Raw genomic sequence first — 13,782 nt, forward strand, 5'->3', positions numbered from 1 at the left:
AGGATGTGGATGAAGACGCTTCCTACTGGCGGTAGCAGGCTTCATCGTTCCTCCATTGGAACAGATTCACGAGAGCGTGCTGGGCTGCTTCGCCGAATGCCTCATCTACGCTGGCTCCATATTCGGAGTGACCATTTACAGACGCAGCAAGTACGCCATAGCCTCCTAAATTACCAGGCAATAACACCTCCAGCATTCGTGAGATTAGTGAAATTCGTGGTGAAATACACAACACGAATCGCACGAATCACACGAATTATCCACAACTAAATTCATGACCAATTCATGATAATTCGTGACTATAGCGCACCAAACATTCGTGTGATTAGTGAAATCCGTGGTGAAATACACAACACGAATCGTACGAATCACACGAATTATACACAACTAAATTCATGGTCAATTCATACCCCAGTTCGGAATAAGAAATATTTCATAATTTTCCAATGCTGTATCTTACAACCGCTTTGTTGAACTTGAAAGCCACGTGTTATTCCCACTAATTTTCTTCCTCAACCTCCGTGCCTTCGGCAGATGCACAGGCATTACATTTATGGTTTCCACAATGATTCCGGTATGCCGCAATCTAAGGCGTTACGCCAACAAGGTGTTGTTCTTCTTCCTCCTGAGGAACACATCAATTGGGATGCCTGATTTATGCATATAAGTTCTTTGTCAGTACCACATAAGTAACACTTCAGTACCAGTTAAGTGAAACTCCAGTACCACCTATATGAAACTCCAGTACCAGTTAGGCGGTACTGGAAACGGTACTGGAAGCGTGCATCAAGCTTATTGTAATACATAATTAAAGCTCATCCGATATTTGGAGTGATTCAATTATGAACCTATAAGTAGTGGAGGTCTCCGCTACTATACAAACTTGTTATATTAAGTATGTATTCATACTTATAATATCATCACTCAATATCACGGATGAACCTTAGTTTTCTGAAATGTTTTGCATAACTTTGCAATATCATTCAATCAAAACAACACTTAATAGCGATGGACAAAATGAACACTATTGATATTGCGCTCCGCATAGCCACTACAGCACATGCCGGACAGACCGACCGCGACGGCTGTCCCGTCATACTCCACCCTCTTGCCGTGGGACTGATGGGGCATACCGACGAGGAGAAGATAGCAGGGTTTCTGCACGATGTGGTTGAGGACACAAGCTACACTTTCAATGATTTGCTTGAAGATGGTATTCCTACTGGCATAGTAAATGCCCTACGCCTACTCACTTACGACCATTCAACCGACTACTTCGAGTATGTGCAAAACATTATTGACTCGGGAAATCCCATTGCTATGCAGGTGAAATACAACGACTTGCAGCACAATTTTGCCCGAGGCAAGGCTCACCCTGATCTTCAGGCAAAGCATGGCCGAGCATTGGAGATGGTGAAGGCTGCCATCGAAAGCTGCTCACAAGTCAGCCTGTATCATGCTCCTGCGGACGAGAATATCGAGGTAGGCATCTTTGCCTGCGGATGCTTTTGGGGCACACAGCACCAATTTCAGAAACAGTATGGTGTGCTCAACACTCTTGTCGGCTACACCGGAGGCAAGGAAGCTTTTCCCACGTATGCCGATGTGCGCGACCATAAAACCAAACATGTAGAGGCTGTAATAGTAGAGTTCAATCCGAATCTTGTATCATACGAGAACTTATGCAAACTATTCTTCGAGATTCACGATCCGGCACAGACCGACGGTGTAGGTCCCGACATCGGTGCGCAATATCGCAGTTGCATATTCTATCGCAACGAATCGCAAAAGCAGACAGCCGAACACGTTATGCAGATACTCCGTGATATGGGCGATGAGGTGAACACCCTGCTTCTGCCCGAAGAACCTTTCTACATTGGCGAAGCTTACCACCAGCGTTATTATGAGAAGACTGGTGGCGAGCCGTATTGCCATGTCAGAATCAAGAAGTTTTAATCATCATATAACCTATTATACAAACCATTGTCAGCAGTTCTGACACAGCCAAGGCAAGCCAGATGCCCGTCTCGCCAAACACAACAGGAAATTACCATTGTGGCGAATATCCATGCCTGGGTGACATTGATGCGTGCAGCCTTGAGCTTTTGCTGCGCCATATGGATGGATGCTACAACAGAGCATCCGGCTCCCATCATCAGCCCCAGTCCCGTCACCACCATCAGTATCGGCACACATATATTTATGGCTGCTATTCCGTCGGCACCAACGGCATGCCCTACGAATATTCCATCTATGGCTGTCATTGCCGATATGCTGAGCATACCCAATAATGTAGGAAGAAAATAGCGCCCGAAAAGGCGCGGAATGCTCAGCGTACTGAGGTCGATAGCGTCTTTTGTAAGTTTTTCTGACATAATAAAATTAAAAGTGACTTAAGTTTCGCAAGCAAACATACTAAGAATAATCCACACGTCTGACATTTTATCACAAGAGCATGACAAAATTGATAAATATGTCATATTGGCTGATACATATAACGGTTGGCACATAAGTTGCGAACGTACATAATGAAAGCCGGAAGCAATTAATACTGACGGCAAAAGGAAATTTTATTAACACACAGAAATCCCGACCGAACCACACTTGGCGAAGAGAGGACGAGAAAAAAATACAAATGGAGGTAATTCATTATGATGTTAGTTCGCAGGAATAACTATTCAAATTGGTTGAACGATTGGTTTGACAACTGTTTCTTCAATACTGAGGAAGTGCCTCAGACACGCACTACAGCCCCAGCTATCAACGTCAAGGAGACATGTGATGAATATATAATGGAGGTGGCAGTTCCCGGACTCAAGAAGGAGTGGGTGCGCATCAACGTCACCAACGAGGGTTTGCTCCACATGGCCATTGAAAACAAGATGGAGCACAAGGAGGAAGACAGAGAGTGCAAATGCCGCAAGGAAAGACACGAGCGCTACTTGCGCCGCGAGTTCACCTATGGCAACTATGAGCAAAGCTACACTCTGCCTGACGACGTGGAGCGCGACAAGATTTCGGCAAGCGTTGCCGACGGCATTCTTACCATCGTCATCCCGAAGACCACTCCCGAGCAGGAAGCCAAGGTGATGAAGAACATCGAAGTGAAATAACATTTCACATTAACAATTCATGAATTCAGGACTAATGTTAAGTGTTGAATGTTTAATGTTAAATGTTGAATTGTAAGGGTGCGAAACAATTCAAAACTGAACAACTCGCAATCGCAGGCGTTAGCCGAGAATAACTCAACATTCAACATTCAACATTCAACATTGCCAAAGGCTATCGTTTTACTTTACGACAAGCACGCGTGTCTCGTGCGGCATCACACGTCCCTTCCACTTGGAAGCGTTGCGGGCTATGTCCTTATGCTGCCACACGTCGCGTATAGTGTATTTGCCGGGAATGCCAAGCCGGGCAAAGTCGGCAGTCAACACCAGAGGCTTGTCAGACGTGTTGAGCAATGCTACGGCGTGAGAGCCGTTGGCAAGCTGGCGCACGAATATCTGATAGCTCCCGGTCATCACCCTGCGCTCGGCTGCCTTGCCAAGAGGGTCTTGATTGATGGCGATAATCTCCGGATTGAGCAGTATACGACGGTCGCCCTCCGACACCTTGCGCAGGTCGTTGGTCATGGCGAGAGGCGAAGCCATCATACACCACATGCTCATCTGGGTCTGATACTCGGTCTGGGTGCACCCTACTCCACCGAGGTCGCTCGACGGGCCACCCTTGCCTCTAAGACCTACTACGAGCATGTCCATATCGGGCCATTGTCCTGGGCGTACATACTTGGCAAGCGGAGCCGTGATGTTCACTATATCAAGAATACCCATTCCGCCCTGTTTCACTACGTCCTTCCACATATCACGTACATCGTACGTGGTGCGCCACAACTGGCCGCCTACTTCCTCACACCACTCTTCGCATTGTCGCTGTCCCCACTCGCAGATGCCGAGCGCTATGTTACGGCCCGACTTCTGCAAGGCATTTGCCATGGTGCGATAACGATGGCGTGCCGTAGCGCTGTCTTCAGGAGCATTGCAGTAGTCGTACTTCAGATAGTCGACGCCCCAAGAAGCGAACGTACGTGCATCCTGCTCTTCAAATCCCAGACTTGCAGTCCATCCGCCACAGGTGAGCGGAGCGGCATCCGAATATATTCCGAGCTTAAGGCCCTTAGAGTGTACATAGTCGGCAAGCGCCTTTATGCCATTAGGGAATTTCACGGGGTCGGGAATCATATTGTTGTGACGGTCGCGTCCGCCCTGCCACAGATCATCTATAAAAATGTATTCGTAGCCGGCGTCGCGGAAGCCGCCTTCCACCATAGCATCGGCAGTCTCACGAATAAGTTGTTCGTTGATGTTGCCTTGAAACAGGTTCCATGTCATCCATCCCATAGGAGGAGTCGGAGTAAGCTGGTTGCGTGGTGTGGTCTGTGCCGACGCAAATAGCGACGACAATAGTAAGGCTGAAGAAAGAAGTAGTGATTTTTTCATTGCTTTGATTGTTTTATTGCTTATAATAGTTTATTTATGTGCAAAGATACACATAAATTTATGTATCTTTGCACATATAACTAATTAGAACAATCTTAAATAACAATAAAACATGCACGAACCAATTATTTTTGAAGCCACAGAAGCCAATATTGAGTATCTTGAAAGCATCAATATGCTGCTGCCACAGCTCTCACAATCAGCCCAGCCTATGACTATCGAAGCTCTAAACGCTATCATAACATCGCCCGATACCCACCTGCTGCTGTTGGAGGCAGACGGCAAGATAGTTGGAATGTGCACTCTCGCCGTATACTACGCCCCTACCGGCAGCAAAGCATGGATAGAGGACGTAGTAGTAGACAATAGTATGCGTGGCAAGAAACTCGGCAGACTGCTGATTGAACATGCTATAGAAGCAGCCCGCAAATACTCACCATGCACACTGATGCTGACATCGCGCCCGGCACGTGTGGCTGCAAATGCCCTGTATCAATCCGTAGGTTTCGAACCAAAGACAACGAATGTGTACAGGCTGAAAGTATAATATTATAATTCCCAATCGTCGGGATTGCACTCAGCCTCGACCTTCTTCTCTATCTTATCGGGAAGTGACGGGAAGAAGTCGATGCCTGTGATTCGCTCCACTTCATAAACCGAGTTGGCATAGTCGCCCTTCGGACGATTGCCATCAGAATTCTTGTATATAAAGCCGATAGCCTTAGGCTCGCCCTTCATACATAACACCACCTTGAAGAAGGCATCGGGCACTGCCACCTTATTGGCACCTATCGTCTTGGTCTTGCCTTTATAGAATATCGGTCCACAGACAATGTACAAATCGCCATATTGTTTGGCCCACTTGCGGCAGGCTTGCTCCATTTCGTTCCAATCGCCACGATTAAGCGAAGGTGCTTGCGGACATATATTTGTGAAAAGAAACGATTCGTCCATTGCTACTGCGCTCCACTTGTTGTCGCCAGCCGGACACATATGACCACGATCATAGCCCGAGCGTACATAGTCGAAGTTGACAGCACGTGGCTCCGGAACGTCCTCGTCCTCATGAAAAGCCGCCCCATTACGCTTTGCTTCACCTGTCAGTCGGCTTGGCGTAAGATGCCATGCCACCCAGTTGGGCACACGGCGGTCGCTGTTGTAGGATGCGGTATAGCCGGTACGACGGAGTATCTGTTCGGGCACCAGCTTCAGAGAGGCTGGAATCTCAATGTTGGAATATCCGGAAGCAACGCTCCCGGCTTCATCATTGCCGGTACTGGCTCCAACGTTCTTTTTTATCTCAGTAAAAACAGCCTTCTTGCTCTCAGCAACCTTTGCGTCCATGCGCTTCACTATCTGATTGCATGAGCAAAGCGTAGCACAAATGCAGCATAAGACAAGAACGGATTTCAATCGGTCGTAACCGTCAATAACATAACGTCTTGCTATTGTCAGCGAAACGACGGCTGCCACAACCGACGCTGCAAATACTGCAAGCACTACAAGTATCTGAACAGCTGCAGCATCAAAAGCCGATGCTCCACACACCATCATCGTCCACATAAATACCGGAGCCACACCTACAACTGTACCTGCCATACTACGCAGACCTGGCACAAACGATTTCTCCAACGCACGTCTCATTAGATAACCTATTGCCTCAGAACGTGTCGCACCATTGCCTATGAGATAATAGTACAGATGGTTGTGATGTCTGAGTCCTGCATAATATGTCGCCAAGGATTGTGCCATAGGGTCGACAATACTGCCCGACAACAACGCCAGCACAGGCAACAAATAACGCGTACCGAAACCGTCGCCAATAGCTACGTTGGCAAACAATAATATTGCGGAAGCAAAAAGAACTGCCACCAACATTCCGGCAAATACCGGCAACAGGAACAATGACAGTTTAAGACGCGCCCTATATACAACAACTATGACTGAATACATCACATAGACCAAAGCTGCCAACAGGCTGAGTGTCAGACTACCTGTTTGCATAAGATAATACACCGCCACTCCAAGCACACCTACCCGCAACGTCATGCAGCAGAAGGCACGAAGCATGCTCGCCACCATATTTATATGATAGACATAAGCTACACACAAGGGAACTAACAGAAACAAGACTCCAAGAGCCAATCCTAATGTCGTTATCATCGTTATTGTTGTTTATTTGCTATAAATTGTCGTTTGCTATATATTTTGTTTGCTATATATTTTGCTTCTTGTTACATACAGCTGTCACTATAGGGTCGGAAGTGGCAATAACTACTGCCACATCGTCAAACAATGAGGAAGCCAGATAATCGGCAACAAGTCGGCTGCCCGCTTCATCCTGCTGCGAAGTGGGGTTGTCGAGCAAAGCTATCGGCCTACCGTCCATAACCGTAACGGCAAGAGCGGCACGCTGAGCCGTGGATGCATCAATCGAGGCAAAGGCTCTGTGCAGGCAATCCGTTTCCACACCGAGAAGCTGCAGATGACGCTCGGCTTCTTTCGACGAGTATTTGCTGTCGCCCGTCAATATGCTCTTTGCCAACTGCTCAACGGTTATGTCTTCGAAATCAATGTTATTGGGAAGATACGAAATATAACGTCTGTAACAGGCTGCTACAGACGGCAATACGGGTTCGCCGTCAATACTTGCCCAACCGCTGCACAAACGTCGCATGCCAAGCATTGCCTGCAAGGTCATGGTCAGACTCTTATAATCGGAAGACACAAGCGCCAGACGGTCGCCTGCGCCTGCAAGGAAAGACAAATCGGAGAATATCTGACTGTCCTTGTATTTCATTCCGGCTTTGTATAGTTCTATATTCATTGTTCTGCTTCCTTTCTACTTATCGCGCATGTCGCTCAGAATCTGCAACATATCAGCCCGCTCCTCACTCAGTTTGCCAAGCTTGCCACACTTCTTGTTATACTTCCACCAATTAAGAAGTCCACGGTTTTCAACCTTCTTCTTGTCGGGCAGATGACCATGCGCCAATATGTATTCCTTCAACGCAAGATAGTTGGCATTCCATTTTTCTTCGTTTCTTGATGTCATAAGCTTATATGAATTTTAACGATAAACACAAACGCGGATGCTTCAAAAACCCTTTCGCATTTTTGAAACACCCGCATTTATTATAATCATAAAGTGATCCATCATCACTTTAATCAGACAAAAACAAGTTTAGACAAGTCCCTTACCGTGGCAGTTCTTGAACTTCTTGCCACTTCCACAAGGACAAGGATCGTTGCGTCCAGGCATCTTATCCTTAACAAGCGGAGTGTGATTCTCGCTTATGTTCTCACGTGTATCGTGATTGGCGGCGGCACGCTGCTGCTCGTTGTCAAGGTCTACCTTCTCTTCGGTATAGTTCTGACGCTGTGTGTGCTCCTCGGGAGCTGCCTCACGAACCTCATCCTGTCGCTGCATTTCAGGTATCTGTCCACGTGTGAGGATGCTGCAGATACGGTTGTTCATATCGTTAACCATCGAGTCGAACAACTTGGCGCTCTCAAGCTTGAAGATGAGCAACGGATCCTTCTGCTCGTATGAAGCGTTCTGCACACTATGACGCAGCTCGTCAAGCAGACGCAGGTTCTCCTTCCATGCATCGTCGATGATGTGCAGCATTATCACGCGTTCAAACTGCTTTACAACGTCCTTTGCCTCTGTGCGGTAAGCCTCCTTGAGATTGCAAGGAATATTGTATACACGCTTGCCGTCGGTGATAGGCACCATGATGCGCTCATATATTGCACCCTGGTTCTCCTCTACCTCCTTGATGATAGGCCAAGCAACACTCTCGATACGGTCGGTCTTGCGCTTGAATGTAGCCATTGTGCTCTGGAAGGCGCGCTCCTCAAGGTCTTCACGCTTTGCATTGTCAAACTCTTCCTCGCTGAACGGACACTCCATAGCCAGAATCTTAAGGAACTGCTCGCGGCATCCCTCATAGTCGTTCTGCTCAACGATATTGACAACACGGTCCCAGATAACGTTTGTTATATCCATACCGATACGCTCGCCCATAAGAGCATGGCGACGCTTCTCGTATATTACAGTACGCTGCTTGTTCATCACGTCATCGTACTCAAGCAAGTGCTTACGTATACCGAAGTTGTTCTCCTCAACCTTCTTCTGAGCACGCTCGATGCTCTTCGAAATCATCGGGTTCTCAATACGGTCGCCCTCCTTGAATCCGAGGCGGTCCATAAGGCTTGCAATACGCTCTGAAGCGAACAGACGCATAAGCTTGTCCTCCAACGACACGTAGAATACAGAGCTACCCGGGTCGCCCTGACGACCTGCACGACCACGAAGCTGACGGTCTACACGGCGGCTCTCATGACGTTCTGTACCGATGATGGCAAGACCGCCTGCTGCCTTAACCTCAGGAGTAAGCTTGATGTCGGTACCACGACCTGCCATGTTGGTGGCAATAGTCACGGCACCCAACATGCGCTCCTCGAAGTGCTTTGTTCCGTCTTCGCCTACAATCTCAGCCATTCCCTTAGTGCTGCGTCCTGCCTCAGCCACGATGTCAGCCTCCTTCTTGTGAAGCTTGGCATTAAGCACCTGATGCGGAATCTTGCGCATATTGAGCATCTTAGAGATAAGCTCAGAGATTTCTACAGATGTAGTACCTACAAGAACCGGACGTCCGCTATTGCGCATCTCTACAATCTCGTCGATTACAGCCGAATACTTCTCACGTGCTGTCTTGTACACACGGTCGTCGAGGTCCTTACGCAGAATAGGACGGTTGGTAGGAATCTCTACTACGTCAAGCTTATAGATGTCCCAGAACTCGCCTGCCTCGGTAGAGGCTGTACCGGTCATACCCGAAAGCTTGTGGTACATACGGAAGTAGTTCTGGAGTGTGATTGTTGCGAAAGTCTGTGTTGCAGCCTCTACTCTAACGTGCTCCTTAGCCTCAACAGCCTGATGCAAGCCGTCGCTCCAACGACGACCTTCCATAATACGGCCTGTCTGCTCGTCGACAATCTTCACCTCACCATCCATAACGACATATTCGTCGTCCTTATTGAACATGGTGTATGCCTTAAGAAGCTGCTGGAGAGTATGTACACGCTCCGACTGAACTGCATAGTGATTGAGCAAGTCGTCCTTCTTGTCAAGACGCTGCTGGTCGTCAAGATCCTTCTCGTTCTCAAGAGCCGACAGTTCTGAAGTGATGTCAGGAAGCACGAAGAGCTCCTTGTCCTGTACCTGGTTGGCAAGCCACTCTGTACCTTTATCTGTAAGGTCGCAGCTGTTCAACTTCTCGTCAACTACGAAATAGAGAGGCTCAACACATTCCGGCATACGACGGTTGTTGTTCTCCATATAGTACTCCTCGGTCTTGAGCATTCCTGCCTTGATACCTTCCTCTGAAAGGTACTTGATAAGCGGCTTGTTCTTTGGAAGAGCCTTGTGTGAACGGTAGAGAGCGAGGAATCCCTCGTCAAGTTTCTTCTGGTCGTTGGTCTTCTGACCCTCGGCTATAAGCTGCTTAGCCTCAGCAAGATACTGGGTAGCGAGCTTGCGCTGTACGTCTACAAGACGCTCTACCAGCGGCTGATACTCCTCAAACATCTGGTCGTCGCCCTTGGCTACCGGACCTGAGATGATAAGCGGAGTACGTGCATCGTCAATAAGCACAGAGTCAACCTCATCGACAATAGCATAGTTGTGCTTGCGCTGAACGAGGTCGGTAGGCGAGATTGCCATATTATCACGCAGGTAGTCAAAACCGAACTCATTGTTTGTACCGAAAGTAATATCGGCCATATATGCCTTGCGACGCTCGGGTGAGTTAGGACGATGCTTGTCGATGCAGTCTACCGAAAGACCGTTAAACATGTAGAGAGGTCCCATCCACTCAGAGTCACGCTTGGCAAGGTAGTCGTTTACAGTAACGACGTGTACGCCATTGCCTGTAAGGGCGTTGAGGAATACAGGGAGTGTAGCCACAAGGGTCTTACCTTCACCTGTTGCCATCTCGGCAATCTTACCCTGATGCAGAACGATACCACCGAAAATCTGTACATCATAATGCACCATTTCCCACTTGAGGTCGTTGCCACCAGCTGTCCAATGGTTGTGATAGATGGCATTGTCGCCATCGATTGTTATAAAGTCGTTCTTTGGGTCGGCAGCAAGCTCGCGGTCGAAATCAGTAGCAGAAACGACTGTTTCCTCATTCTCGGCAAAGCGGCGTGCCGTATCCTTTACAATAGCAAAGGCTACAGGCATAATCTCGTCGAGTGCCTTCTCGTAGATTTCCAGAACTTCCTTCTCAAGCTTGTCGATAGCATTGAATATGCTTTCGCGCTCATCAATCGGAGTCTCCTCAATCTTTGCCTTCAACTCTGCAATCTTAGCTTTCTGCTCGTTGGCAGAATCCTGCACATACTTCTGCAGCTGTTTTGTACGCGCACGCAGTTCATCATTGCTCAGCGCTTTTATCTCCGGATAAGCGGCCTTTACTTTCTCTACAAGGGGCTGAATCAGCTTCATGTCCTTTGACGACTTGTTGCCGAACAATGATTGTAATAATTTGTTGAAATTCATTTTATATTTTGCTTTTATTTTATGCTTGTTACGATTATTGGGTGTAAAATTACAAAAAAAAATCCGAACAGCACCAAAATAGGCTCCTTTAACGCCTACAAAGATGCCATTTTACCATAACAGAAGCCTCACACAGGCTACTGCAACGGCTCTGACGAACAAGCATTCGGGGCGCGTATACGTATCGCTTTGGCTACGGTTGGAGCTATACGGTCCACCGTGGCTTGGGTTGTGACACGTCCTGGCTTAACTCCCGCACCATACATTATTATAGGGAATGGAATGAAAGCCGCACGCGAGAAATAGTTTTCATGACTGTCTTCATTGAGTATCTGCCATCCTGGGGCTGTCTCTATGACAAGGTCGCCGCTGACAGACGGATTGTACGGACTGGTGGACACATTGCGCACGCCAGCAGTCTGCACAAGCAATTCTTTCGACCTGGTAATCACGTCAGTAAAGCTGATATGACGCTGCTCTATAAGCTTACGGTCGAGATAGATTTGATTATGGAAGCATGTTTCTACATATTTCGCTTGGCCATAAACAGCGCCAAGATACATATTCAGCAGATTGGCTGTACGATTTATATAGAATGTGCCTGAAGGGATGCGGAATCGCTGGTAATCCACGGGCTGCTCATCAGTGTAGCCTGTACTTGTAAGTACAAACATCACCTTGTCGCTGCCCACCTTGTCTTCGATACGCTTAATGAGCGAAGCAAGTGTACGGTCGAGCTTTACATAGATTATTTCCATTTCCGACTGCCATACAGTAGGGTCGGTACCTTTGGCTGAGAGCGTAACTGACAGCATATCAGTAATGTTGTCACGTCCCATAGCCATATCGTTTACACAAGCCACCGAAAGATCGGCAACGCCATCATTGTCGCCTGTAGCACGTCTCTGCATGGTGTTGTTGTAGGTGCGGACAAGTGCCTGAGCACCCTTTGAGTAATAACCTGACGTAGCCCATTGGCCTGTCTTGTCATTCACCCAGAAAGCACCGTCAGCAGCATGGCCTGCCGACAACACAGCGGCATCCTTAACCGGGGCTACCGAATAGACAATGGCAGCACCCTTTGTAGAGATTTTCAACTCATCGGCAACTGTCGATGTAGCCATATTGTGCGGTGAAGTGCCGAATTCCTTGTCATCGGTACAGAACACCGGACGCAACGTATTACGGTCGAGCCACTGTGTTGCAACGATATTGTTGTAATGCGGTGTCGTTCCTGTAGCTATCGACGCAATAGCCGAAGCCCTGTCTACCGGTGCAAACGGATAGCTCGCTGCATCATACACACGACCATGTTCGAGCAGCTTGCGGAAACCGCCGTCACCATATAGTGGTGCGAAATGCTCAATATAGTCGGTACGAAGCTGGTCGACAGTTATATTGACGACAAGACGTGGTGCAGGCTGCAAAGTCTGCGCTTGCATATCCGCTCCTGACAATACCGCCAAAAACAATATAGTGGATAATTTCATCTTGTTTTATTAAATGTAAATATTTCTGACATGTTTCTAATTAGCAAAGATAGTGCCAAAACAAGCATTCCTTCTGCATAGGTCTGCAATAGGCCGCCTATGACGAACAAGACGATGCATGCTGTCCATAGTTTCAACCACGTGTGTATACGTCCACGTCGCAAGCCTCTTACTACTGGCACCAATGCCACAAGGTTTATGGGATTGAGCAGCAATATCTGCAGATTAATCCTTACCGTTGGATGTTGCGAGAACACCATTGCCAGAAGTATCAAGCCACAAATTCCCGTCAGACCCATCAGCACAGCGTCGAGCATCCAGTAATTAGCCCTCTTCACACGCTCAACGCATGTCAGAACCACTACAACCAAAGCTACCAACGCTATACATGCCATTGGCGACAGCGGGAAGGAGTCAGTCCCTACCCCACGTGTACGCTCTACAACCCACGACTCTCCTGCAACAAGCTTGCGTCGGCTGCCGTCATTTGCCACTATTTCTGCATCTGCGAAGTCGTGACATAAGTTTTCGGGCAAGAATTGCTGCTCGCTACGATTGGTCTCTGAATCAGCCTGCACTCCCAGCAACAGGTCGTTGCCGAAACGTGCCCAACGATGAGTTTCGTTGTAATAGTGAATCAGCTTGCGGAACGAAAGGCTTGAATCCACCTGCCCCTTATACTCCACCTTGCCGTCAATATGATTCACTATCATTTCCCGAGCGCGTGTCGTACAGTTGTCGAAGAAATAGTTATATCTGTACACGCGGTTTTCGGGCTGATAATTCTCGTCTATAGCAGCCGCTATAACAGCCTTCTCATGTGCCGTAAGATTGAGCCTTTGCTGACGCACGCCACATCCTGTAGGCGCATATTGCGACACAAAGTCGTCAAAATACTCTATACCCATCTCGTAGTCTGTCAGTCCGAAAACAAACCTGAGCACAAAGAACGGCTTACCGAAAGAGAACATGCCATAGTTGATGGCAAGATCCTCTCCACGTGTTATATTCCTATATCTTATAGCCGTATGCCCATACAGACTATACACATTTGGACGCGGTCCGCATGTAAGCAGGCTTATCTCTATAGAGTCCGGCTCGACGGTTGCGTTCAAATCGTTTGCATACGCATTATTACCATGCGCAAGAAACATAAAAATAGCCAATACGGCAATTGTTAAATGTCTTTTAAAGCGTTTCACGATGCAAAAAT

12 protein-coding genes and 2 pseudogenes are annotated in these 13,782 nt (G+C 47.8%); 4 read left to right on the forward strand and 10 right to left on the reverse strand.

The window, feature by feature from the left end; all coding sequences use genetic code 11:
- Positions 1-22 precede the first annotated feature (22 nt).
- Positions 23-196, reverse strand: coding sequence for a hypothetical protein (locus I6E49_RS01155; protein WP_235400008.1), 174 nt, complete (start codon positions 194-196; stop codon positions 23-25).
- A gap of 243 nt (positions 197-439) precedes the next feature.
- Between I6E49_RS01155 and I6E49_RS01160 the strand changes: the two are divergent.
- Positions 440-610 (forward strand): annotated as a pseudogene (locus I6E49_RS01160) (IS982 family transposase); the annotation flags it as partial.
- 398 nt (positions 611-1,008) lie between these two features.
- Positions 1,009-1,956 (forward strand): peptide-methionine (S)-S-oxide reductase MsrA, encoded by a 948-nt coding sequence (msrA, locus tag I6E49_RS01165; RefSeq protein WP_235400009.1) that lies wholly within the window; start codon positions 1,009-1,011, stop codon positions 1,954-1,956.
- Here msrA and I6E49_RS01170 read toward each other — a convergent pair.
- Positions 1,953-2,375 (reverse strand): MATE family efflux transporter, encoded by a 423-nt coding sequence (locus tag I6E49_RS01170; RefSeq protein WP_374685175.1) that lies wholly within the window; start codon positions 2,373-2,375, stop codon positions 1,953-1,955. The genes msrA and I6E49_RS01170 overlap by 4 nt on opposite strands.
- A gap of 312 nt (positions 2,376-2,687) precedes the next feature.
- On the opposite strand from I6E49_RS01170, the gene I6E49_RS01175 reads away from it, so the two are divergent.
- Positions 2,688-3,113, forward strand: a complete 426-nt coding sequence (locus tag I6E49_RS01175) for an Hsp20/alpha crystallin family protein (RefSeq protein WP_374685174.1) — start codon at positions 2,688-2,690, stop codon at positions 3,111-3,113.
- A 180-nt stretch (positions 3,114-3,293) separates the two neighbouring features.
- On the opposite strand, the gene I6E49_RS01180 is transcribed toward I6E49_RS01175, so the two are convergent.
- Positions 3,294-4,505, reverse strand: a complete 1,212-nt coding sequence (locus I6E49_RS01180) for a glycoside hydrolase family 27 protein (RefSeq protein ID WP_235400011.1) — start codon at positions 4,503-4,505, stop codon at positions 3,294-3,296.
- 112 nt (positions 4,506-4,617) lie between these two features.
- Between I6E49_RS01180 and I6E49_RS01185 the strand changes: the two genes are divergently transcribed.
- Positions 4,618-5,052 (forward strand): GNAT family N-acetyltransferase, encoded by a 435-nt coding sequence (locus I6E49_RS01185; protein ID WP_235400012.1) that lies wholly within the window; start codon positions 4,618-4,620, stop codon positions 5,050-5,052.
- Between the two features lie 2 nt (positions 5,053-5,054).
- Here the strand turns inward: I6E49_RS01185 and I6E49_RS01190 are convergent, their stop codons facing one another.
- The 7 genes and pseudogenes from I6E49_RS01190 to I6E49_RS01220 form a co-directional block, all read right to left on the reverse strand.
- Positions 5,055-5,849 (reverse strand): DNA/RNA non-specific endonuclease, encoded by a 795-nt coding sequence (locus I6E49_RS01190; RefSeq protein ID WP_235400046.1) that lies wholly within the window; start codon positions 5,847-5,849, stop codon positions 5,055-5,057.
- A gap of 105 nt (positions 5,850-5,954) precedes the next feature.
- Positions 5,955-6,668: pseudogene (locus I6E49_RS01195) on the reverse strand (ABC transporter permease); the annotation flags it as partial.
- 52 nt (positions 6,669-6,720) lie between these two features.
- On the reverse strand, positions 6,721-7,332 hold the full coding sequence (locus I6E49_RS01200) for an ATP-binding cassette domain-containing protein (protein ID WP_235400013.1): 612 nt from the start codon (positions 7,330-7,332) through the stop codon (positions 6,721-6,723).
- Positions 7,333-7,347: 15 nt separating this feature from the next.
- Positions 7,348-7,560 (reverse strand): helicase associated domain-containing protein, encoded by a 213-nt coding sequence (locus tag I6E49_RS01205; protein WP_235400014.1) that lies wholly within the window; start codon positions 7,558-7,560, stop codon positions 7,348-7,350.
- A 129-nt stretch (positions 7,561-7,689) separates the two neighbouring features.
- Entirely contained in the window at positions 7,690-11,079 is a 3,390-nt protein-coding gene (secA, locus tag I6E49_RS01210; RefSeq protein WP_235400015.1) for a preprotein translocase subunit SecA, read from the reverse strand.
- A 137-nt stretch (positions 11,080-11,216) separates the two neighbouring features.
- Positions 11,217-12,521 carry an alkaline phosphatase family protein gene (locus I6E49_RS01215; protein WP_235400016.1) on the reverse strand — a complete coding sequence of 435 codons (1,305 nt, stop codon included), beginning with the start codon at positions 12,519-12,521 and terminating at the stop codon, positions 11,217-11,219.
- Positions 12,522-12,565: 44 nt separating this feature from the next.
- Entirely contained in the window at positions 12,566-13,684 is a 1,119-nt protein-coding gene (locus I6E49_RS01220) for an Lnb N-terminal periplasmic domain-containing protein (protein WP_235400017.1), read from the reverse strand.
- Positions 13,685-13,782: the final 98 nt, after the last annotated feature.

Source organism: Leyella stercorea (assembly GCF_021531655.1).